We start from the raw sequence: 21426 nt of genomic DNA on the forward strand, positions 1-21426 counted from the left end.
ATGCGCAGATATGTGCTGAAAAGACTTTTTATTTCAGTGATATTGTTGTTTTTTGTTTCCCTGATCATTTACATGATAATGCGAAGCTTGCCGACCTCCTATGTGGAAGCCCAGGCGAGAACCCTGTCCATGAGACCGGGGGCCAAGAGCTATACAGACTGGCTTATTCAGCTTCAGCAGGCCTATGGACTCAATATTGGTCTTGTTCCAGGTTTTTTCAAGTGGATGTCAAATGCCATTACAGGAAATTTTGGCGATTCGTGGGTGTTCAATGTGCCGGTAACCCAGAAATTCACTGAGGTCATCTGGGACTCCTTCATTCTGGCCTCCATTGCCATGGTGCTCCAGATCCTAATTTCCATTCCTCTGGGGATCCATGCCGCCCGGAAGCAATACAGCAGATCGGATTACGCCATAACAGTGTTCGCGCTGCTTGGCATATCACTTCCGACCTTTTTTTTCGCCACCGTCCTCAAACTGATCTTCTCGGTTTGGCTGGGATGGTTTGACCTATACGGCAAAGTCGGCCGGGACTACATGCAGCTGGATACCTTTGGCAAGTTCATGGACGTCTCCAGCCATTTTGTGCTGCCCATTATGACGCTGACCATTATAGGCGTCGGAAGTCTCATGAGGTACACCCGCACCAATATGCTGGAGGTTCTGAACGCGGATTTTATCCGGACTGCCAGAGCCAAGGGCCTTTCAGAAAGGCGGGTCATCAATTATCACGCCTTCAGGAACACGCTGATCCCTATAGTCACCATTTTGGGCGGCTCCCTGCCAGGGCTGTTCGCCGGCGCGCTGATCACAGAGACGCTCTTCCAGATCCCGGGCATTGGCTATACCGGTTATCAAGCCATGGTCAGCGGGGACATCCCCTTCACCATGTTTTACATGATATTTCTGGCTGTTCTGACGCTGCTCGGCACCCTGATCGCGGACATTTTGTACGCGGTTGTCGACCCAAGGGTCAGGATTAAATGAGGGAGGTGACCCTGAGACTATGATGGATCGTGAAGAAAGCATCCAGATCAAATACAAAAACCACAAAGTCCTTCATGAAAACAAAAAGCCCGAGGAGCACCTCAGCGAATCCGGTGCGCTGTCAGACGAACAGCGGCTCAAGGTCCTGTCGCCGGGCATGCTGGTCATCAAGCGATTTTTGAGGAATAGACTCGCGATCATTGGGCTCATAATCATTGCGTTTATGTTTGTCTTTTCCTTCGTTGGCGGCCTGGTGTCTCCTTATGATGAATCCCAGGTGTTTAAATATATAGGGACCATGTCAAAGGAATACGCCAGCGTCACTTATAACGATGAGTACAGAGTTGTGATGGCCGATGGTCGCAATTACGACAACGCCGCCCACGCCAAATTCATACTGGCAAGAAACACCGGAAAGACGACCTTTAATTCCGGAGATACGGCCTATTTCATTGTGGAGGAAGGGGACGCCTTTTACAGAATCGTGTCCTCGCAGCCCATAGCGACTATTACCAGCTTCAGAGGCATTGTCGCCATTAACGCGCTGGATGGCGAGACTTTGACAGAAACCCTCCGCATTGCAACCACTGAGGCGATCCTGAACGGCGCGACGCAGTTTAACTCTGAAAGTGTGCTTTACACGGTCACGCAGAACGGGAGAGAGTATGTCCTTGGCAGGACAGGGGATGCAGCTATAGAATCTAAGAATGTATTGGAACCGGCAGTCGCGGGAACGACCATCGGCTTCAGCTTTGCTTATGAGGCTGAGAAGGCGGTCAGGGCTGAGGGGGTCAGCATTTTCGCCGTAGACGGACAGACCTTTGAGATTGAAGAGGAGCAAGACCTTTCGGTAATCTATGCTGTGACGGATGCCGGAAAAACCCCTTATGCCATTTTTTCCAGAATGGCGATTCAGCCTATTTCCCAGGATGTATTTCTGAGCCTGGAGTTCAAAAAGCAACTGATAGAGAGTATCGCAGCGGGTGAAGCTGGTTTTGTTCAGGCGGACCAGTCCGGCGCTGAGATTGAATATAGCCTGTCGAGACTTAACAATGTATACACCGTCAAGTCGGATACACTCACGCATTTGATTTCCATTCACGAGAAGCCGTCAAGTACCCATTGGCTGGGGACAGACAAGCATGGGATGGACGTGATGACCCGGCTGATGTATGGCGGCCGCATCTCCCTGACCATAGGCTTTATTGTCGTGCTGCTGGAGTCCGCGATTGGGGTCATTCTGGGGGGACTTGCCGGTTACTTTGGCAAATGGGTGGATATGCTGATCATGAGGATTGTGGACGTCTTTAACTGCATTCCTTTCCTGCCGCTGCTGATCATCCTGGGTTCAATTATGGACACTCTGGAGATCGATCCTCAGCTCAGAATCTACTATCTCATGTTTATCCTAGGCATTATGAGCTGGCCTGGGATTGCGCGCATGGTCAGAGGCCAGATTTTGTCCCTCAGGGAGCAGGAATTCATGATCGCGGCTGAGGCTACTGGGTTGTCGGTGGGCAGACGCATTTTTAAGCATCTCGTGCCAAACGTGGTTCCACAGCTGATCGTTTTCGCGACCATGGGACTGGGCAGTGTCATTCTCTACGAATCGACCCTGAGCTTTCTGGGACTCGGCGTCAAGTTTCCGCTGGCGTCCTGGGGCAACATTATCAGCGGTGTGACAACCGCTTACGAAATGACGAACTTTTGGTTTGTCTGGATTCCTGCCGGCATGCTGATCCTCCTGACGGTGCTGGGCTTTAACTTTGTCGGTGATGGTCTCAGAGACGCCTTTGACCCTAAAATGAAACGGTAGGTGCGCTATGGAGCGAAAAAAAGGCATGATTCAAAATTGGTTTGGCAGGAAAAATGGCCGGGGCTCCGCCAAGAGCGTCAACTACATGAGCGCCAAGGAAATTAGACAGATTTCGAGGGAGAACCGAAGAATTACCGACGAGTTAGAACGAATGAGAAACCGGGAAAATGTGCCGGAGTCTGAATACGTGACAGCCATGAAGGATCCGGGAAACATCCTGGAGATTGAGGATCTCAACACCTGGTTTTTTACGGACATTGGGACAGTGAAAGCGGTAGATGGGGTGAGTTTCAGCGTGCCAAGGGGCAAGACGGTGGGCGTCGTGGGTGAATCCGGCTGCGGCAAATCGGTGACGGCCTTGTCCATCATGCAGCTGGTGCAGAGGCCCCAGGGACAGGTGGTCAAGGGAGAACTCCGCTTCAGAACGGACGACCTGACGATTGATCTCGTCAAAATACCAACAGAAAAAATGCAGAAAATCCGAGGCAACGAAATTTCGATGATCTTCCAAGAGCCCATGACCAGCCTCAACCCGGTGTTTAAGGTTGGGATGCAGATTGATGAGGTCATAGCCCTCCATAATGAGGGCATGAAGCGTGAGGAGGTCAAGGCCAGAACTATTGAAATGATCAAGCTGGTGGGCATTGCCAACGCGGAGGGCGTCTATGACATGTACCCTCATGAGCTGTCCGGAGGCATGCGGCAACGCGCCATGATTGCCATGGCGCTGGCCTGTAAGCCAAAGATGATCATTGCGGATGAGCCGACCACGGCACTGGATGTGACCATTCAGGCGCAGATTATGGATCTGCTCAGGCAGCTGAAGGACCGGATCAACAGCAGCATCATGCTGATTACCCACGATCTGGGGGTCATTGCTGAAATGGCGGACTATGTGGTGGTCATGTACGCAGGCCGGATTGTGGAGCAGGGGACGGCGGCAGAAGTCTTTCACCACCCGGCCCATCCTTATACGGTGGGTCTCATGGCCAGCAGACCGAGCCGGATCAGGAACACTGAGCAGCTCTACAGCATTCCTGGCTCGGTGCCAAATCCTATTGATATGCCGAACTACTGCTATTTCAGGGATCGCTGCAACAGGGCGTATGAGGCGTGTAATGGGGACTATCCGCCTACATTTTCAATCTCCGGGACACACAGTGCTGCCTGCTACCATTATTCTGCTGTAAACGAGGTGGGAAAATGAGTGAGGACAAACGGATGAAGGAAGTCAGGTTTGAAAAGCGATCGTCTGGGGTTTCGTTATCAGAGGCTTCGCTGCTGGAAGTCAAAAACCTTAAGACTTATTTTCCTATCTCAAGCGGGTTGTTTTCGAAGGTTAAGGGGTATGTCAAAGCAGTGGATGACGTCAGCTTTTCCATCCGACGCGGCACGACCATGGGCTTGGTGGGGGAGTCGGGGTGTGGGAAGACGACCATCGGCAAAACCATCCTTAGGCTGACGGAGATGTCGGGCGGGTCGGTAACCTTCAACGGGATTGACATTCACGCGCTGGACCGCAGGGCGCTGAGGGCGCTTCGGCCCAGGATGCAGATCATTTTTCAGGATCCTTATTCGAGTCTGTCGCCGCGGATGCCGGTGGGGGAGATTATTGGTGAAGCCGTCAGAGAGAAGCGGCTGGTGGCGCCGGAGGACTTTGATGATTACATCACCGGCATTATGAAGGACTGCGGGCTTCAGGAATACCACAAGGACCGGTATCCTCATGAGTTTTCCGGTGGGCAGCGGCAGCGGATCTGCATTGCCCGGGCACTGGCGCTGAATCCGGAATTTATAGTCTGCGACGAGCCGGTGTCGGCCCTGGATGTGTCGATTCAGGCGCAGATCATCAACTTGCTGAAGGCGCTGCAGGCAAAATACGGGCTGACCTATTTGTTCATTTCCCATGACCTTTCGGTGGTCGAGCACATTTCGGATACGGTGGGGGTCATGTACCTGGGCAATCTGGTGGAGTACGCGGACAAGGCCTCCATTTTCGACAACCCACTGCACCCTTATACCATGGCGCTGTTCAGCGCGATTCCAGTACCGGACCCGGACGTGAAGACGAAGCGCATTATTCTGGAGGGCAGCATTCCGTCCCCGGCGAATCCGCCGGAGGGCTGCAAGTTTCATACCCGCTGCAGCTATTGTATGGACGTTTGCAAGGTGGAAGTCCCTCAAATGCAGGCTATGGGCGCGGACCATCAGGTAGCGTGCCATTTGTATAAGGATGGGAGGCGGATAGGATGAGACTTTGGGAGGACGTCGAGATTCCCATCAGAGAGGTGGAGGACCGCGCGGGGGTATATATTTCTGGTTCGGGGCTGGACATGAGCCGCAGGGAGGCTGCGGAGCTGACGCGGTCTGCGCTGGCGGCAGGTTTGGTTGTGGGATTCGCCTTTATCTTTGGTTTTTTTCTCTTCATTCTGTTCGCGACGAAGGTTTGGTTCAATTAGGTTGAAATGAGGTGGGCAGAGTATGAAACTGGAGAACAGAGAGTTCGACTATGAGGTCATTGAGGAGATACAAACGCGTTGGTCCCCGAGGGCTTTTGATCCTGAGCGGGAAGTGCCGGATGATGACCTGATGGGCATGCTGGAAGCGGCGCGCTACGCGCCTTCCTGCTTTAATGAGCAGCCCTGGCGCTTCATTGTGGGCCGGCGGGGTGATTCGAATTATGAAAGGATCAAAGCGGCTTTGACGGATTCAAATAGAGAGTGGGCGTACAAGGCTTCGGTCCTTATGATGATCCTCTCTGAGCAAAACTTTGACTATAATCAGAAACCTAATCGCTGGCATTTATTTGACGCGGGCACGGCTTGGGGATATCTTAGTCTGGAGGCGGAGCGAAGAGGGCTGATCACCCATGCCATGGCGGGCTATAGCCGGGATCAGATTCGGGAGGCGTTTAATATTCCGGAGGATCTCAGTATCATTGCGGCGGTGGCTGTGGGTTACTATGGGGACAAAGAGGCACTCAGTTCAAAGAATTTCGAAAAGGAGAAGCCGTCTCCAAGAAAATCGATTCAGGAGATCTTGTTTCAGAGCGAAATGAAGGACTGAAAGTGGCTTTGTGATACGCTTTAGTAGCGAGGAGACTTCGTGGTAAGCGGGTGTTGGAATGGGGTGTCAGACTCCCGCTTCCAACGCCTGGGCGTACAAGAATAGGAATATGAGGTGGCTGTATGACTCATCATAAGATAGAGGACTCCGCCAGAGTGATAGGAACCGTTACTCTGGGTGATGGGGTTTACGCCGCTCAGGGCACTGTCCTGAGATCGTATGGGGATTCGGTGAGCCTTGGCAATCAAAGCATGGTTCTCGAAAACTCGGTTGTGATTGGAACGTCCGCACATCCGGTGGTCGTTGGAAGTAAGACCATCTTTGGACACAAGTGTATTGTCATTGGTGCTGAGATTGGAGATCTATGTGAAATTGGCAATGGGACTATTTTTCTTCCGGGTTCAAATGTTGGGGACTATTGTATCTTTGGAGAGGGCACCATTGTTCCTCCTGGAAAAGTCATCCCGGATGAATCCGTGGTCGTCGGGCGGCCGGGGCGCGTGATCAGAAGGCTGACAGATGAAGATAAAGCCATGATCTCTAGGATGCGGGGTCATGATGTGACTTTAACGCCTGTTGTGGGACATCAACTCCAAATAGAACCGAGAGAGGGTGATCTTATGGGGAAGCTTTATCCGTTTGGCAGCAAAGTGCCTGTCGTGGATGAGACGGCGTTTATTTATGATACCGCTGAGATCACAGGGGATGTGGTTGTTGGCGCGCGCTCAAAAGTCGCCTCCGGGGTTCGGATTATAGGCAACACCCATGGCCCGGTCAGGATTGGCAACAATGTCCAGATTCTTGAGAACTCGGTCCTGCATTTGCTGCCTGACAATGCGCTGATTATTGAGGATAACGTGACGATTGGTCCAGGCTGTATTGTGCATGGATGTACGATAGGCGCCGGATCCGTGATTGAAGCGGGGGCTATTGTCTGCGATTATAGCGTTTTGGGCAAGAATACCCTGGTGAAGTGCGGCAGTTTGGTCAAGCAGCGCAGCGTGGTGGAGGACCATCAGATCGTGGAAGGGTTTCCGGCGAGGGTAGTCGGGGTTAATACAGAAGTGTTGAACCGGCCGGATTGGGCAATCAGGGAATAATCATGACGAAGTAAATATGTGAATGAGGGCGACTATGAAAATTTTTGGCGAAGCAGGAGTGATTAACAAACCTTGCCCCCACTGCGGCAAACTTGGGCGGCCGGTGGGCGGCGTTACGGTGAAACATTTGGTCGAACGACTCTGTCAAGACAAAGTAATTGCTGAAGCTGGCTATTTCATCTGCATGGAGGAGGCCTGTGATGTCGTCTATTATGAGGCGTCAGGGGACTTAAGATTCTTAAAAAACGAGGTTAGTGTTCCCATTTGGTTCAAGAACGACGCTGATCCTAAATACGCCTGTTATTGCAGTCGTGTGACTTTGGAAGATGTCATCCGAGCGGTTGTCGATCAAGGCGCGAACAGTGTGAAAGAGGTCAACCAGCTGACTGGCGCTATGAAAAACGCCAACTGCAAATTGAATAATCCTCTTGGCGTATGCTGTCAACCGGTGATTCAGGAAACCATCAACCAAGGGAAGCCCATGAGGGGTGAAGGAAACTCGGTGTCAGACACCAAGTTAAGCTTACGGAAACTCGGTGTCTGACACCGCCTTCCGAGAAAAAACAAAGAGCTTGTTTAAGGAGACCGTCAGGCAGACTCATTAAACAAGCTCTTTAAATGTTACAATGAGATTGCAGTCCGCGTCCCCAACTTGTAAGATAGAGATAGGTTAGATAAGCACTTGATGACCGAACGTTCCTTGAAAACTAAGTATATATTGTTCAGATGAATCAGAGGCTCAATTGTTGATGAAAGCCAGTCTACATGATGTTATAATCTCACTTGTCAGAGAGATAGACATGCTCCCCAACTGGATCCCTCATTTCGAGGCTTTATCCGCGATTAAGAGTGTCACTCCACAAGAACGATTCGATGTTTAGCTGGTTGGGCCACCTTCGTGTGTTACCCGTTTCAAACGCAAGTTTGTTAGACGTTCTTCATACAGTGGAAGCTCTGATTCATTCTGTACGAAAGGTTGTGCTAGTTTTGTCCCGATTTATTGATGATTTTGTAGTGGGCTTCGATGTCTCTTCAGAGTTTTCTTTTGTTGCCATGTTAGAGCCGTCGGGTGCTCTGATTCGAAAACCTTTTCGAATTGATCACAACCCCTCTGGATTCCAAAAACTATTAGAGATTCTCAAAAACGAAGAAGAGCGGTTACAACGAAAGCCCATCTACTTCGTAGAATCTACGGGTATCTTTCATTTACCACTCTTCTTCTTTCTGAGATCGAATGACCTCAAAGGATTTGTCCTCAACCCTTTGTCTGTACATTCTATCAAAAATCTTGACATAAGAAAAGTGAAAAACGATTCAAAAGATGCTGAAAAGATTGCAAAACTTGCGAAGTATCAAAACGTTAAGTTTTCAATTATTCCTGAGCCCCAAGTCCTCGCACTTCGTATGATGGTAAGAGAGTACTATTCACTCTCTGATACTATCACTGAAATGAAAAACCGGCTTAGCACAGATCTTTATCTACTGTTCCCTGGATATAGAAAAGTCTTCTCAGAGCCTTATGGCAAAGCCTCTTTGGCGCTTCTAAAGGACTTTTCAACCCCTATGGATATCTTATCTGCGGAGCGCTCTATACTCATAGAATTGATTGCTAAACATGGTCGTAAAGGTGCGTCTTGGGCTTCGAAGAAAGTGGATGGACTACTTGAGTATGCTTCCAATGCTGCTTCTATGCCCATGGAATTCTCAATGCTGGGGATTAAGATAAAAATCTGTGTGGATAATATCATAAGTCTTCAAAAGAATTTGGAAAGCATCGTTAACAAGATCCGTGAAATTGTTAATTCTATGGACTTTCCGGCAACAGTTAAACGTCAAATCGAGCTGATAGACCAACTCCCTGGAATAGGCTACATTTCCGCTGTAACACTGATCGCCGAGATCGGTGATTTTAGGATGTTCAAGTCCCCAAAGGCATTTGTTGCATACTTTGGCATTGATCCAAGTGTTAACGAATCAGGGAAGTTTAAAGGGGATCAAAATAAGATCTCCAAACGAGGCACTCGAATTGGGCGAAGAGTCCTGTTTACGGTTGCATTAACCGCAATAAGTACTAAGAGCAATGGCGAGGAAGTCAACCCAATCCTGAGGGACTATTATCAGAAAAAATGTGGAAGCAAGAAGAAAAAAGTTGCACTCGTTGCAGTTATGCATAAGCTATTACACTATATTTTTGCAGTATTGCGAGATGATAAGCCATTTGAAGTCAGACAGCCAGAAGAACACCAATCCTGGAGAGCGGCAAAACTACAACTTATAGCTGCCTGATTCAATGGAATTGAAAAATAGCCATTGTTCGTACTTTTCAATGGCTTAGTTTGTTGTACCCATTTTTTAAACTCAATTTTTTTATCTTTCTTAAAGAAAAGAATTGACTTTCCTTAGCTGGTCTTCAGGTTGGGGACGCGGACTGTAATATTTCTTTCTATTCTTTCCCCGTCCAGCAATAGGTGCAGAGATTTTCTTCTCCAATCCCAATCGCATCCACCATGTCGTGGATGTTTTGGAACTTGAGGGTGGAGAGGTTGAGGCGTTTTCGGATGCCGTCGATCATCATGCCGTATTTCTCGGAATCCGGATCGCAGTATTCCTTCAGGGAGTCTGGAATTTTGCCTTCAATGTCAATGATGACCTGTCGTGCCACCAAGTCCATTTCCGACCGTGAGGTAGAAAAATTGATGAATTTGCAGCCGAATACCAGCGGCGGGCAGGCGGAACGGATGTGGACCTCTTTGGCGTTGCAGCCATAAAGCAGTTCCACAGTTTCTCTCAGCTGTGTGCCGCGGACAATTGAGTCGTCGCACATGAGAAGACGCTTGCCTTCCACCAATTCTGGAATTGGCATGAGTTTCATGCGCGCGACGAGATTTCTCACTTCTTGGTTTTGCGGCATAAAGCTTCTGGACCAGGTAGGTGTGTATTTGATAAACGGTCGTCCGAAAGGAATCTTTGACTCGTTGGAATAACCTATGGCGTGGCCGACGCCAGAATCCGGAACTCCGGCTACAACATCGATTTCCTCAGTGTCATTCTTTGCCATTAGAGCGCCATTTCTGTATCTCATAAGTTCAACGCTTTCACCCTCGTAGGTTGAGGACGGATAGCCATAATACACCCAAAGGAAGGCGCAAATCTTCTTTTCTTTTCTTGCGGGCACAATCTTCTCAACGACTTCAGGCTTCAGCAGAACAATTTCACCAGGGCCGAGTTCGTAGTCAAAGACATAACCCAAGTTAGCAAAGACACAGGACTCAAATGTCACACAGTATGTATCCTCTTTCTTGCCGACAATCAGCGGCGTTCGTCCATATTTATCACGAGACGCGTAAACCCCGTCCGAAGTGAGAAGCAATATGGAACAGGAACCCTGAATCAGCTCTTGAGCTCTTTTTAATCCGTCTACGAAGGAGTTTTCCGTATCGATGATCGCAGAAACCAATTCTGTAGGGTTGATGACGCCTCTGCTGGTCTCCATAAAGTGGACCATACGATTTTCAAAAGCGGCGCCTATGATTTCATCCACGTTGTTGATCTTGCCCACGGTGGAGATGGAGTACTGACCAAGGTGCGAACGCACGGTCAAAGGCTGAGCTTCTGCATCGCTGATGCAGCCTATGCCCATGTTGCCTTTGAAATTTTCAAGTTCATTTTCAAATTTAGCTCTGAACTGCGTATTAGAGATGTTGTGAATTGCTCTATGGATGGAGCTGCCATCCAGAATAGCCATACCGCCTTTGCTGGTTCCCAAATGTGAATGATAATCCGTACCGAAAAAGACATCAAAGACACAATCCTTTTTGGAAACTACCCCAAAAAGTCCTCCCATTGTTACACGCTCCCTTGGCAATAGTGTTAGATTTGGTTATTTTAGAGAATAATAATAAAAAGTTCGTGAAAACTCTAAAATTTATGACTCGCTTTTGTTCTATGATACAGTATACAAAGAAAAAGTGCAAATTACACGAATTAAAAAGCAGAACAATAGATTAATGTACATTATTTTGGTTTTGCCAGTCATGTGGGCGGGAAAGGGCGGTTTAGACAGTCAAAGTTCAGGTGAATGGGACCATCGGCATATCTTTTAAATGTGTTGGCGGACAATGATGCCTAAAACATAATTAATTGTTCGGGAATGGTGTGTCATTAACTTCTTGAATCGAGATGTGTTAATCATCAGAACATCCTATTGGCGTTTTATGACAGAGAATGCTACGATTTCACACAGATGGAGAGTTTTGACCAATGGTTTGTATGCCTGAAGGTTTAAACTCGGAAACATCAAGCGCATTTTTCATCACAGGGGTGAGGCATTTGGATCAAATCGCACTATCCACCGCAGCATTCTGCCTCTGGGACATACCGCCGGAGGAAAAGCTTTTGATTGGCCGAAAATTGGGCTTTGAACATATAGAAATTGCACTCAGCACGGAGGTCATGGTTCGAAAGTTCCTCGATTTTTTGAACACGAATGAGCTTGCTGGAGGCTTTAACCAGATCGCGCTGCATGCCCCCTGGCATGGCATTGCTTACGGCAAAAACGCCAGATCTGAAAAATTGATCCTTCAACTCACTGAAATAGTTGACCGGCTGGAAATTAAGTCTGTCGTTGTTCATTGCGACTGCATTCAGAATTCGGAAAGTCTTGCTTCCACTGGCCTGCCTGTCGTTCTTGAAAATACCGCCACACCTGGAAGCTGGGAACGATTTTCAGAACTGCTCAATGCTTACCCGTGGCGCGTATCCCTCAACCTGAATAAAGCCTCTCGAGATCATGGTCATGTAGAAAGAATTCTTGAGTCTTGGCACCACAGAATTGAGCGTGTACACCTCAGCGGACATGTGGACAGTCGTGGGCGCATGCCTCTTCAAACCACCCGGCAACTGCATCTGCTGGAAAAGATTAAGGGCTTGAGGGTGCCGATGGTTTTGGAAGGCCTCTTTCCCCCGGGAAATACACTATCGATCGCAGAAGAGCGTCATTTAGTCGAGACGATCATCTATGATGATTGAGTAAGAATTTTCAATTGGAAATTCAATCTATAGTGTTTTATAAAGCTGCAGCAATTGAAAAAACTGATGATTCCGGCGGAACGATCATTTTTTTCTATTGGAAAATCCGGGTCAGATCTTATAAAATTACTACAGTTAAGACTAAACTAATTCGGTTGAAATAACGCTCAGTAGAGCATATAGGCCTGGAAAGGTTTTTATGCAATTAAAGGTGGGCAGCGTATGAAATACATAGGTAAGAAAAAACTTATTGCAGCTTTGATGCTAACGGTGATGCTCCTGACTTGCCGTTTTTTTATGTCTTCAGGAATGCTTCACAACATGGATGCTGAGAGGGTAAAAGCCTATATTGCGTCTTATGGGTTCTGGGGTCCTGTCATCTACATGATCATGTTTTCGGTGATTCCCTCAGGGTCCATTATCGCCATTGCAGGTGGCATGGCTTTCGGTTTGTATTATGGTTCAGTCTACACCCTTATTGGCGCTGTTATAGGCGCGAGTGTGGCTTTTTATGTCTCGAGACATCTCGGGCGGGAAGCTGTTGAAAAAAGGCTGCATGGTAAGATGAAACGCTTTGACGAACACATCCAGCGTGGCGGATTCTTGATGATCTTGATCCTGAGGCTGATCCCTATCATCCCCTTCAACGTCGTCAGCTATGGGGCGGGTTTGACCAAAATCAAATTTATGGATTACTTTTGGTCCACTTTGATTGGCATTATTCCCGGTGTCCTGATTTTTACCAATTTAGGAGATAAGGCTCTGGACGTCAAATCCCCTGAGTTTCTGATTGCGTCAGGATTGCTGGTCGCAATGATTGCAGCATCCATTCTGCTGAAAAGAAAGTACTCTTTCGACGATTTACAGTCAATAATTCTAAAACGGGAAATTAATAAAGGCAGTACTGCCAAACTTTAATAATGTTTGCTTAAACTATGAAATGGAGTGATTAAAATTAAAGCGTTCTTTAAGAGCAATCTCGGAAAAATCTCAGCAGTGCTGCTGGTTGTGGCCATTTACCTCTTGGTACCCGCTGTCAAAGTGAACGTCAACCAGGCGATCTTCATCCTTCAGAACGTTGATGTCGATCTTGCCAGACAATACATATTAGGATTTGGGGTCTGGGCGCCTGTCGTCTCGTTCCTTCTCATGATGCTTCAGTCTTTATTCGCCCCTCTGCCGGCGTTTATCATAACCTTTGCCAATGCTGCGCTGTTTGGCTGGGTTTACGGCGCGATCCTGTCCTGGTCCAGCGCCATGGCCGGCGCGGCACTGTGTTTCTTCCTGGCTAAGTACCTTGGCCGCGATTTTGTCGAAAAACTGTCGTCCAAGTCGGCAGTCCAGATGATTGACGATTTTTTCAAAAACTATGGCAAATACGCGATCCTGATCGCCCGACTTCTGCCGTTTATCTCCTTTGACATTGTCAGTTACGCTGCCGGTCTTACCTCAATGAGATTTTGGCCGTTCTTCATTGCTACAGGGATTGGTCAGCTGCCAGCGACAATCATATATTCTTACATTGGCAGTATGCTCACAGGCACTGCCAGAACTTTTGTCATGGGTCTTCTGATCCTGTTCGCAGTCAGTACTCTGGTCTTTCTGCTTAAAAAAGTATGGAATGATAAAGCGAAAAATCCAAAAAAAAAGAAGGAGGAAAACGTCATTGAACGTACATAAGAAAAAACTGTCGGTACTGCTTATGTTAGTCTTGACACTGGCGGCTGCGCTGTCGGGCTGCGCGCCTGCTGCAAGCCCGCAAAGCCCTGCAGAATCAGAACCGGCTGGGTTTGACCTGTCCGTCTACAAGAATAACGACTTCCTGATCACACCTCAAGATCTCAAAGCCATGTTGGGCAGTGAGGACTTGGTACTCGTCGACGCCAACAAGCCCGACGTTTACGGCAAAGAGCACATTCCAGGCGCGATCAGCGCTGGGCTTCATTCTTTTTCCAACACTGTGGGTAAACCTGGTGAACCAGGCTGGGGCACCATTCTCGACAAGGACGCCCTGACTGAAAAACTTAACGCTATGGGCATTAACAATGAAAAAACGGTTGTCTTTTATTCCGACGTCTTCAAAGGCCCGGGTGCCGATGGTCGCGCCGTCTGGCAGCTTCAAATGGCCGGCATGGACAATGTCAAGCTGTTGGTGGGTGGCCTCAGCTACTGGAAAGAGCTTGGCTACGAAGTGACTGCTGAGGTCTCTGAACCAGTTCCAACAACGGGCGTAGTTCTAAAAGACTATGACGAGAGTTTCGGCGCTACAAAAGACTATGTCTTTGAAAATCTAGGCAAGCAAGTGGTGATTGACGTCAGAACCCCTAAGGAATATGGTGGTTCTCAAAATGCCGGAGAACCTAGAGGCGGTCATATTACGGGAGCCACAAACCTCCTCTGGCTGGACCTGCTCAATGAGAACGGCACGCCTAAGTCTCCGGAAGAGATCACCAAAATCATGGCAGATGCCGGTGTTTCACCGGAAGACGACTTCACCCTCTACTGAACTATGGGCATCAGATCTGGATACACATCCATGATCCTCAGAGCCGTGGGCTTTGAGAACGTTAGAAACTACGAAGCGTCCATCTATGAGTGGGGCGGAGATGCGTCCATGCCAATGGAAAAATAGTGTCACCTCAGGGCTGAACTCGTAAGCGAGTCACAGCCCTTTTTATCCATAATGCCGACTGAACATGGTTTGGTTTTGTGACTGAAAGGAAAGAGCTATGTATAGTCAATCTGCAAACTGGGCTACAAAGATCTCCGGACTTGAGAAATTGTTGTTTCCATGGAAAGCTGCGAAGATAAAAAAAGGTCGCCCGGTATTTTTCCCTGGATGCAACCTAGTGAATTTTCTACCGGAAACAGCTTTGATGACGGTCAATGTTTTAAGCGCTTATGACTGTGGCTGGATGTTTGATTGCTGTGGAAAGCCTCTGAGTTTAAAAGGCGACCAAACTGGCGCGGCAGCCATTCTCAGTCGAATTGAAATGGAAATCAGACGACATCAGATCCCGGAAATGATTGTGGCCTGTCCAAATTGCCATCAGGTTTTCAGTAGGACTCTCAGTATTCCTGTGACGGATATTTATGATTTTCTTAAACGAGAAGGCTATAAGCTGGTGCCGAACTCGGTGCCATTCAGGGTATTTACCCCTTGTCCGGATCGCGGTACCGGGAAAATGGCTGGCTCTATAGAAGCCCTCCTTGGATCTGAAATCGTCGGTTCTAAGGGCCTGCCTTGCTGTGGTCTTGGGTTGAAACAGCCAGCCAAGGCAAAGGAGGCCCTAAAGATCATTCGAGAGACGGCGCCGGAAATGAAAGCCTACTGCGCCAGCTGTTATGGGCATCTAAGCAAAAACGGTGTGAAGATGACGGGACATGTATTGTCGGAGGTCATGGGGCTGGAGGAGAGACCATCGGCAGGGCTTAAAAAGGCTTTAAACCGGCTTCGGCCCAAACAGTGGCAAAGGGAGGAAAAGTGAATGCTGGATTCCTACGGACGAAAGACCATAGATCCGCCTGTGCGGCTTCTTGCAAGGCTTTTTCACCGCGCGGGTCTGACCCCCAATGTCGTGACCATGGCGGCTTTTGTTGTGGGCTGCGCCTCAGCCGGACTTTTGGCTTCGGGTCATCCCTGGTGGGGGGTGCTGGCGCTGTGGCTGTCCGGGCTTTTGGATGTCGCGGATGGTGAACTGGCCAGACTGACAAAGTCCCAGAGTCCCTCCGGGGCGCTTCTGGACCTGATTCTGGACCGCATGGTGGAAGCCCTGGTTCTTCTGGGAATGGTGCTTTATACGCCTGAGCTTGCCGTTGTGGTCATCTTGTTCCTGATCAGCGTTATCTTCAACTTCTCGACGTTTTTGGCCGCCGGTGCGTTAATGACGAATGCCGGCAAAAAGAGTATGCATTATGATCCAGGTCTGATTGAGCGAACGGAGACCTTTGTTTTTTTCACCGCGGCCATCCTGCTTCCGGACTACAGCCTATGGATTCTGGGGGCATTGACGGGATTGATTATTCTGACTGGCATTCGAAGATTTTTTCAGGTGTTTGATGCGCTGAGGCAGTCTTAGGCTGTTGAGTCGGCACAGCCTTTACGGCGTCATAAAATAATTGAAGGTAAGGAGAACTGCTATGCGCTTAAGGAACGGAAACCAAATAGAAACTAGAAACCCAAACAAAAAGCTTCTGAGCTTGATTCTCGCCGGCGTGCTTGCTGCCGGCGCCCTGGTGGGCTGCGGTCAAACCACGCCAGCCGCAGAAAAGGCAGATCAGACTGCTGCAACCTTCGCCAGCTGGTCTGAAGTGGAGGATGCCGGCCGTGACAAAACCGTGACCATTTTAATGTGGGGCGGCAATGAACTCGTCAACACTTACATGGATCAGACTGTCTCAAACTATCTAAAAGAGACTTATAATATAACCTTGAACCGTGTCCCTATGAACCCGCCGGAATATTTGAGCCTGCTGCTCAATGAAAAAACCGCCGGCGTGGCAGAGGGCTCCGCAGATCTTCTCTGGATCAATGCGGAGAACTTCAGGACTGCTAAAGAGGGCGGCCTGCTTTGGGGGCCTTATGATCAACTCCTTGAGAATCAGGGGAAGTATTATGAGACGTCCGCCGGCGACCTGAACTCCGACTCCGGGATCCCCATTGAAGGCATGGAAGCCATCTGGGGCAGAGCGCAGCTGGTCTTGACTACAGACGTGTCCAGAGTCGAGGCACCACCAAAATCCTATAAAGCCTTGCTGGAATGGGTCAAAGCCAATCCGGGGCGTTTTACCTATCCGAATCCCATGGAAGACTTCGCAGGCAGCGCCTTTGTCAGAAGTGCCCTGTATGAATTGACCGGGGAGAGTGACTGGAGCGCTGATTTAACAGAAGAGGCATTCAAAGAAAAAGCGAAGCCGGTGATGGATTACTTCAATGAACTGAAGCCTTATTTATGGCGGGAGGGGACAACCTATCCATCCAGCCAGGCGCAGCTGGATGAGCTCTTTAAGAACAATGAAGTCGACTTCACAATTGGCTTTGAGCTAGGCAAGACAGCGGGTCAAGTGGCAGCTGGCGAGTATCCAGAGACAGCGGAGGCTTATGTGTTTGATACCGGGACCATCGGCAACGCGCACTATCTCGCAGTGCCTTTTAACGCCCCACAGAAGGCTGCGGCGCTGCTGACCATCAACGCCCTGCAGAGTCCGCAGCTCCAGCTTGAGAAGTTCAAACCGGAGGTTTGGGGGGACATGCCTGCCTTTGATGCGGCGGCACTCACAGAAGAAGAAAAAGAAGTGCTGAAAGCCATTGAGGCTGAGGTGTTTCCAATGCCTCTAGAGGCGCTGGTGGAGCGGCGTTTGCCAGAACTTAAGGCAGTATACATTGACTGGATTGAAATGCTCTGGTCGGAAATGGCTGGCGTAGGCGTCCGTACTGGAGCGAACTAATGGAAGGGCGCCGGGCAACGTGGCGCTTCTGGGCACAGCTGATCCCGGCCATGATTCCCATTGCGCTGTGCCTGGTGTTTGGACTGGCTGAGGTTTTGAAACTTGCTTTGGGCTATGTGCCAATCCTGGACATGAGAGCGGTGACGCTGGATTATTTCTCGTCATTGTGGCAGCGTCCGGATTTTTGGCGGGACGTGGTCTACACTGCCGGACTCAGCGCCTCGGCCGCATTTTTGATTGTCCTTATGGGCGCATTCATAGCCTGGGCGCTCTCGGGAAGCAGTCGCCTGGCCATGAAAGTACTGATCAGCCTCTGCCTCGCAGTAACGGTGATTTTGCCTTACGGCGTCGTGGCGCTGGCGACTCAGTCGCTGCTGGGTCAATCTGGATTTCTGGCAAGGTTGGCAGCCCAGTGGCACTGGATTGAAACGCCCTCTGAGTTTCCAGTCTTCCTTTACACACCTTTTGGCCTTGGACTTTGGTTTCCGTATGTATGGAAAGGCAGCGCTTTCGCGGCGCTGATCCTGAAACCGTACTATGACAAAATCCGCAATACCTTTGAGCTCGAAGCCAGAACCCTTGGCGCCGGCGGCCTGACCCTGTGGCACAGCCTGTATCTGCCTTCGTCGGCCGGACTCCTTGCGCTGGCAGGTGGCGTCATGTTTGCCTTCATTTTTGGCAGCTTTGAGGTGCCGGTGTGGCTTGGAGCATTGAAGCCCGAGCTGCTGCCTGCCAGATACTATGCGTTGCTTCTTCACCCAGACCTTCACAGACTGCCGGAGCGGATGGCGCTGGTGATCACACTGGCAGTATTGTGCCTGGTTTTGACGTTGTTTTTTGTCGCGCTGCTGCATCAAGCCTTTAAACGAGGGCTGGGCTATAAGCACTGGCTGGCGCCGCTGAGTCGAAAGCTTGGTGTGACCCCGCGGTCCGGGGAACGTTCAAGGCTGATGATAGCCTGGCTCTATGCCTTAATGATTTTGTTACCTATGGTCTGGTTTCTCCTCTATGGTCTGTCACCCTCTCTGAGATTCCCTCAGCTCATGCCTGATTTTTCTGGTGCTGTGAGGCGCGCCTTGAGCGTCGTGTCTGACCCCATGCTGCAGAAGGCTTTAAAACAGAGCCTGATGATCTCAGGGCTCACCGGGGTGCTGGCGAGCTTTGCTGGTTTTTGCGCCGGGAGGGCCCTCTCGAAAAAGAAGGCTGTGAAGGGGCGATCCGCAGCCATGGTGATCCTGGCTTTGCCGCTGCTGTTTCCCGGTGTAGTATTGATCACGGGGGCACAGATGGCCAGCATCCGGCTGGGCTATTACGGCTCCTGGCTTTCCGTGGTAATCTGTCATATTGCCATAGTCGTTCCTTACGCTGTGGGGCTTCAGTTCCAGTATCAAAGCCAGTCGGGTCATGCCCAAGAAGAGGCGGCAAGAACCCTGGGCGGACGGCCTCTGGATTATCTTATCAGAGTGCTGCTGCCCTCGACGCTGCCGCCGCTCATCCTCAGCTTTTCCCTGGCTTTTTTGATGTCACTGACAGAAACCTTCTCTACGCAAATGACCAGCGGCGGTCGAATCACCACTCTGGGAGCGCTGCTGATCCCCGCGCTGGAATACGGAGATCTGTTCAGGGGCAGCCTGTATACCATAATTTTTATTTTAATCAATGGCAGCCTTTTTCTGATGGCTCATGCCGTTTCAAAATCCTGGATCAACCGCTCTGACTACAGAAAGGAAACCCTATAATGCTGCGACTGATGGCGCTTTCAAAAACCTATGAGCATAGAAAAGTCCTGGAGGACATTACCTTTGAGTGTTCCCGTCCGGAACTGGTAGCGGTATTGGGGCCTTCCGGCTCAGGCAAGTCGACGCTGCTTAAGCTGATTTCCGGTTTGGTACGGCCTGATGGCGGAGGTCTTGAGCTGAATGGCAGGGACATGGCCGGGCTCCCTCCTGAGCAGCGGGGCATAGTCTACATTTCTCAGGAGCCATCCCTGTTCACCCATATGACCGTTCTGGACAATTTGTGCTATGGCGCGGACATTCGCGGGATTCCCCGAAAAGAAATCACGGCGGAGCTGCAGCGACTGATTCGACTGCTGGAGCTGGAAGGCCTTGAAAACAGGTATCCAAGAGAATTATCCGGTGGTCAGAGACAACGGGTCGCCATAGGCCGGGGCCTCGCGGTCAAGCCTTCTGTGCTGCTTCTGGACGAGCCCTTCTCAAGTCTGGACCTGGCGCTGCGCACCAGCATGGGGCAGATGATCCGCAGTATTCGCGACAGTTATGAGGTTACCATCATTCTGGTGACCCACGATCCCGGCGAAGCAATGGCTTTCTCGGACCGCATCATGCTTCTGAGTGAAGGACGACAGCTTCAATGCGGGACACCTGCAGACTTATACCGGCATCCAGTGACTCTTCTGGCAGGGCGGATGCTGGGCAGACTCTTGCCGCTGCCGGAGGCTCTGTCAAATCTGGGGGGACATGGGGCGTTGCCCATTATAGAACTTCGGGAAGAGCGCTCTGAGGGCATCCAGATCCTGAGGCGCTGCTACAGGCCGGAATCCGTCGTTCTGGTTCGAGCAGGGGAGAAGGACGAGGGGGCTTATAGAGTGGGCCGGGTGAGCCGGGACGGCCTTGAATGTCGTTACCAGTTATTAAGTGCGGCTTCTGCCGATGGTTTTGAAATCGTCACAGCGCAAAAAAGTCAAATCGTGGTGAATGACGTGGTGAAGCTGGCGTGGGTGTGACGGAAAAATGGAAAATTAGGGTTGCCTCCAAGCCACTATGGGTCAATGTTCAAGGTGCTATAGGTATGGAGCGCACTGGCCTTGGCAGAGTGAAAGTTTTCCTTCAACTTCTTGACAAGGCCAAAGTGATGATTTATGCTTGACTCAATTGAATGAATCCAGTAAAGGTTTGCCAGGAGAAATCCTGGCAATTAAAAGGGAAGTCGGGTGAAAATCCCGCGCAGTCCCCGTTGCTGTAAGGTGGAGTACACTTGCTTAATGTCACTGATGGCTAGTCCATTGGGAAGACGCAAGATTGTATGATGAAGCTGAGCCAGAAGACCTGCCTTTATTGTAGTTAGCATTTTTCTGCGTGGAGACGGAAAAGGTTATGATGAGGCATGCTATGTCTCTATGATCGCAATATGACTCTGACGCTTTAATGCGCCGGAGTTTTTTTTATGCCTTCGCGCCCAAATTCATGGAGGTGTCATAATGTATACAAAAATAGCCAAGACAGCAATTGCATTGTCGTCAGCCGCCGCCCTGATCCTCTTGGCTGCTGCACCAGCCGGAGCCATGCACATTATGGAGGGTTTTCTGCCCCCGCTGTGGGCACTGATCTGGGGATTTATCAGCCTGCCGTTTCTGGTGGCGGGATATTTTTCGATTAAAAGGCAAGTTGAGGTCTCGCAAAAATTTCTGGTGCTGATTGCCATGTGCGGCGCCTTTGCCTTTGTGATGTCCTCACTGAAAATTCCTTCCTTGACGGGAACTTGCTCCCATCCGACAGGCGTTGGCCTTGGCGCAATTCTATTTGGACCCTCAGCCATGGCCATTATTGGCGTTATAGTTCTGCTGTTTCAGGCTTTTTTTCTGGCCCACGGCGGGCTGACGACCCTGGGCGCCAATACCTTCGCCATGGGCATTGCAGGGCCTCTGGTTTCGTTTTTAGTGTATCAGCTCATGAAGCGCTTAAAAGTGAAAAGCAGCACAGCCGTTTTTCTGGCAGTGTTTTCGGGCAACATGATGACTTACATAGTTACGGCAACGCAGCTCGCCCTGGCACATCCGTCAGATGGCGACGTTATGACGTCCCTGTTCAAATTTCTTGGCATTTTCGCATTGACACAGATTCCTCTGGCCATCAGTGAAGGACTGGTAACCGTAGTTGTTTTCAGCGTCCTTGAAAAATATAACGGCGAAGCGCTCAAAGCGCTTAAAGTCATAGCGTAAAAGCGAAAGGAGCACGGCAG

20 protein-coding genes and 1 riboswitch are annotated in these 21426 nt (G+C 49.9%); of the genes, 19 read left to right on the top strand and 1 reads right to left on the bottom strand.

Annotation, left to right across the window (positions count from 1 at the left end; genetic code table 11):
* The 9 genes from AC4PHM_RS15320 (at nucleotide 1) to AC4PHM_RS15360 (ending at nucleotide 9255) form a co-directional block, all read left to right on the top strand.
* Nucleotides 1-987 (top strand): ABC transporter permease, encoded by a 987-nt coding sequence (locus AC4PHM_RS15320; RefSeq protein WP_492018600.1) that lies wholly within the window; start codon nucleotides 1-3, stop codon nucleotides 985-987.
* Between the two features lie 19 nt (nucleotides 988-1006).
* Nucleotides 1007-2803 (top strand): ABC transporter permease, encoded by a 1797-nt coding sequence (locus AC4PHM_RS15325; RefSeq protein ID WP_492018601.1) that lies wholly within the window; start codon nucleotides 1007-1009, stop codon nucleotides 2801-2803.
* A 7-nt stretch (nucleotides 2804-2810) separates the two neighbouring features.
* Nucleotides 2811-4010, top strand: coding sequence for an ABC transporter ATP-binding protein (locus tag AC4PHM_RS15330; protein ID WP_492018602.1), 1200 nt, complete (start codon nucleotides 2811-2813; stop codon nucleotides 4008-4010).
* 14 nt (nucleotides 4011-4024) lie between these two features.
* Complete coding sequence (locus tag AC4PHM_RS15335; protein ID WP_492020524.1) at nucleotides 4025-5056, top strand: ABC transporter ATP-binding protein; 1032 nt, start codon at nucleotides 4025-4027, stop codon at nucleotides 5054-5056.
* Nucleotides 5053-5262: a hypothetical protein gene (locus AC4PHM_RS15340; protein WP_492018603.1), complete on the top strand. Its 210-nt coding sequence runs from the start codon at nucleotides 5053-5055 to the stop codon at nucleotides 5260-5262. The genes AC4PHM_RS15335 and AC4PHM_RS15340 overlap by 4 nt, the downstream gene beginning before the upstream one ends.
* Before the next feature lie 22 nt (nucleotides 5263-5284).
* On the top strand, nucleotides 5285-5869 hold the full coding sequence (locus AC4PHM_RS15345) for a nitroreductase family protein (RefSeq protein ID WP_492018604.1): 585 nt from the start codon (nucleotides 5285-5287) through the stop codon (nucleotides 5867-5869).
* A gap of 122 nt (nucleotides 5870-5991) precedes the next feature.
* Nucleotides 5992-6969, top strand: coding sequence for a hypothetical protein (locus tag AC4PHM_RS15350; protein ID WP_492018605.1), 978 nt, complete (start codon nucleotides 5992-5994; stop codon nucleotides 6967-6969).
* 34 nt (nucleotides 6970-7003) lie between these two features.
* The gene (locus AC4PHM_RS15355) at nucleotides 7004-7513 is read left to right on the top strand and encodes a (2Fe-2S)-binding protein (RefSeq protein ID WP_291405969.1); all 510 of its coding nucleotides are present in this window, start codon (nucleotides 7004-7006) and stop codon (nucleotides 7511-7513) included.
* A 443-nt stretch (nucleotides 7514-7956) separates the two neighbouring features.
* On the top strand, nucleotides 7957-9255 hold the full coding sequence (locus tag AC4PHM_RS15360) for an IS110 family RNA-guided transposase (RefSeq protein ID WP_492018262.1): 1299 nt from the start codon (nucleotides 7957-7959) through the stop codon (nucleotides 9253-9255).
* 157 nt (nucleotides 9256-9412) lie between these two features.
* On the opposite strand, the gene AC4PHM_RS15365 is transcribed toward AC4PHM_RS15360, so the two are convergent.
* Entirely contained in the window at nucleotides 9413-10813 is a 1401-nt protein-coding gene (locus AC4PHM_RS15365) for an amidophosphoribosyltransferase (RefSeq protein ID WP_492018606.1), read from the bottom strand.
* Nucleotides 10814-11298: 485 nt separating this feature from the next.
* Between AC4PHM_RS15365 and AC4PHM_RS15370 the strand changes: the two genes are divergently transcribed.
* From AC4PHM_RS15370 to AC4PHM_RS15415, 10 genes are all read left to right on the top strand, one after another.
* Nucleotides 11299-11997: a hypothetical protein gene (locus tag AC4PHM_RS15370; RefSeq protein ID WP_492018607.1), complete on the top strand. Its 699-nt coding sequence runs from the start codon at nucleotides 11299-11301 to the stop codon at nucleotides 11995-11997.
* A gap of 222 nt (nucleotides 11998-12219) precedes the next feature.
* Entirely contained in the window at nucleotides 12220-12915 is a 696-nt protein-coding gene (locus AC4PHM_RS15375; protein ID WP_492018608.1) for a TVP38/TMEM64 family protein, read from the top strand.
* Between the two features lie 27 nt (nucleotides 12916-12942).
* Nucleotides 12943-13677, top strand: a complete 735-nt coding sequence (locus AC4PHM_RS15380) for a TVP38/TMEM64 family protein (protein WP_492018609.1) — start codon at nucleotides 12943-12945, stop codon at nucleotides 13675-13677.
* Nucleotides 13664-14503: a sulfurtransferase gene (locus AC4PHM_RS15385; RefSeq protein ID WP_492018610.1), complete on the top strand. Its 840-nt coding sequence runs from the start codon at nucleotides 13664-13666 to the stop codon at nucleotides 14501-14503. The genes AC4PHM_RS15380 and AC4PHM_RS15385 overlap by 14 nt, the downstream gene beginning before the upstream one ends.
* Before the next feature lie 223 nt (nucleotides 14504-14726).
* Nucleotides 14727-15485: a heterodisulfide reductase-related iron-sulfur binding cluster gene (locus AC4PHM_RS15390; RefSeq protein WP_492018611.1), complete on the top strand. Its 759-nt coding sequence runs from the start codon at nucleotides 14727-14729 to the stop codon at nucleotides 15483-15485.
* On the top strand, nucleotides 15486-16076 hold the full coding sequence (locus AC4PHM_RS15395) for a CDP-alcohol phosphatidyltransferase family protein (RefSeq protein WP_492018612.1): 591 nt from the start codon (nucleotides 15486-15488) through the stop codon (nucleotides 16074-16076).
* A 61-nt stretch (nucleotides 16077-16137) separates the two neighbouring features.
* Nucleotides 16138-17445 carry an ABC transporter substrate-binding protein gene (locus AC4PHM_RS15400; protein WP_492018613.1) on the top strand — a complete coding sequence of 436 codons (1308 nt, stop codon included), beginning with the start codon at nucleotides 16138-16140 and terminating at the stop codon, nucleotides 17443-17445.
* Entirely contained in the window at nucleotides 17445-19184 is a 1740-nt protein-coding gene (locus AC4PHM_RS15405; protein ID WP_492018614.1) for an ABC transporter permease, read from the top strand. Before AC4PHM_RS15400 ends, AC4PHM_RS15405 begins: the two co-directional genes overlap by 1 nt.
* Nucleotides 19184-20191: an ABC transporter ATP-binding protein gene (locus AC4PHM_RS15410; RefSeq protein ID WP_492018615.1), complete on the top strand. Its 1008-nt coding sequence runs from the start codon at nucleotides 19184-19186 to the stop codon at nucleotides 20189-20191. The genes AC4PHM_RS15405 and AC4PHM_RS15410 overlap by 1 nt, the downstream gene beginning before the upstream one ends.
* A gap of 148 nt (nucleotides 20192-20339) precedes the next feature.
* A riboswitch (cobalamin riboswitch) is annotated at nucleotides 20340-20535 on the top strand.
* 130 nt (nucleotides 20536-20665) lie between these two features.
* Nucleotides 20666-21406, top strand: coding sequence for an energy-coupling factor ABC transporter permease (locus AC4PHM_RS15415; RefSeq protein WP_492018616.1), 741 nt, complete (start codon nucleotides 20666-20668; stop codon nucleotides 21404-21406).
* Nucleotides 21407-21426: the final 20 nt, after the last annotated feature.

This window comes from Acidaminobacter sp. QWL-03 (genome assembly GCF_058683855.1).

What these genes read in the sequence shown, in the direction of transcription:
- AC4PHM_RS15350 (WP_492018605.1), top strand. Translation starts at nt 5,992, where the DNA reads ATGACTCATCATAAGATAGAGGACTCCGCCAGAGTGATAGGAACCGTT.
- AC4PHM_RS15390 (WP_492018611.1), top strand. Translation starts at nt 14,727, where the DNA reads ATGTATAGTCAATCTGCAAACTGGGCTACAAAGATCTCCGGACTTGAG.
- AC4PHM_RS15330 (WP_492018602.1), top strand. Translation starts at nt 2,811, where the DNA reads ATGGAGCGAAAAAAAGGCATGATTCAAAATTGGTTTGGCAGGAAAAAT.
- AC4PHM_RS15400 (WP_492018613.1), top strand. Translation starts at nt 16,138, where the DNA reads ATGCGCTTAAGGAACGGAAACCAAATAGAAACTAGAAACCCAAACAAA.
- AC4PHM_RS15335 (WP_492020524.1), top strand. Translation starts at nt 4,025, where the DNA reads ATGAAGGAAGTCAGGTTTGAAAAGCGATCGTCTGGGGTTTCGTTATCA.
- AC4PHM_RS15345 (WP_492018604.1), top strand. Translation starts at nt 5,285, where the DNA reads ATGAAACTGGAGAACAGAGAGTTCGACTATGAGGTCATTGAGGAGATA.
- AC4PHM_RS15415 (WP_492018616.1), top strand. Translation starts at nt 20,666, where the DNA reads ATGTATACAAAAATAGCCAAGACAGCAATTGCATTGTCGTCAGCCGCC.
- AC4PHM_RS15355 (WP_291405969.1), top strand. Translation starts at nt 7,004, where the DNA reads ATGAAAATTTTTGGCGAAGCAGGAGTGATTAACAAACCTTGCCCCCAC.
- AC4PHM_RS15395 (WP_492018612.1), top strand. Translation starts at nt 15,486, where the DNA reads ATGCTGGATTCCTACGGACGAAAGACCATAGATCCGCCTGTGCGGCTT.
- AC4PHM_RS15340 (WP_492018603.1), top strand. Translation starts at nt 5,053, where the DNA reads ATGAGACTTTGGGAGGACGTCGAGATTCCCATCAGAGAGGTGGAGGAC.
- AC4PHM_RS15375 (WP_492018608.1), top strand. Translation starts at nt 12,220, where the DNA reads ATGAAATACATAGGTAAGAAAAAACTTATTGCAGCTTTGATGCTAACG.
- AC4PHM_RS15325 (WP_492018601.1), top strand. Translation starts at nt 1,007, where the DNA reads ATGATGGATCGTGAAGAAAGCATCCAGATCAAATACAAAAACCACAAA.
- AC4PHM_RS15405 (WP_492018614.1), top strand. Translation starts at nt 17,445, where the DNA reads ATGGAAGGGCGCCGGGCAACGTGGCGCTTCTGGGCACAGCTGATCCCG.
- AC4PHM_RS15320 (WP_492018600.1), top strand. Translation starts at nt 1, where the DNA reads ATGCGCAGATATGTGCTGAAAAGACTTTTTATTTCAGTGATATTGTTG.
- AC4PHM_RS15365 (WP_492018606.1), bottom strand. Translation starts at nt 10,813, where the DNA reads ATGGGAGGACTTTTTGGGGTAGTTTCCAAAAAGGATTGTGTCTTTGAT.
- AC4PHM_RS15410 (WP_492018615.1), top strand. Translation starts at nt 19,184, where the DNA reads ATGCTGCGACTGATGGCGCTTTCAAAAACCTATGAGCATAGAAAAGTC.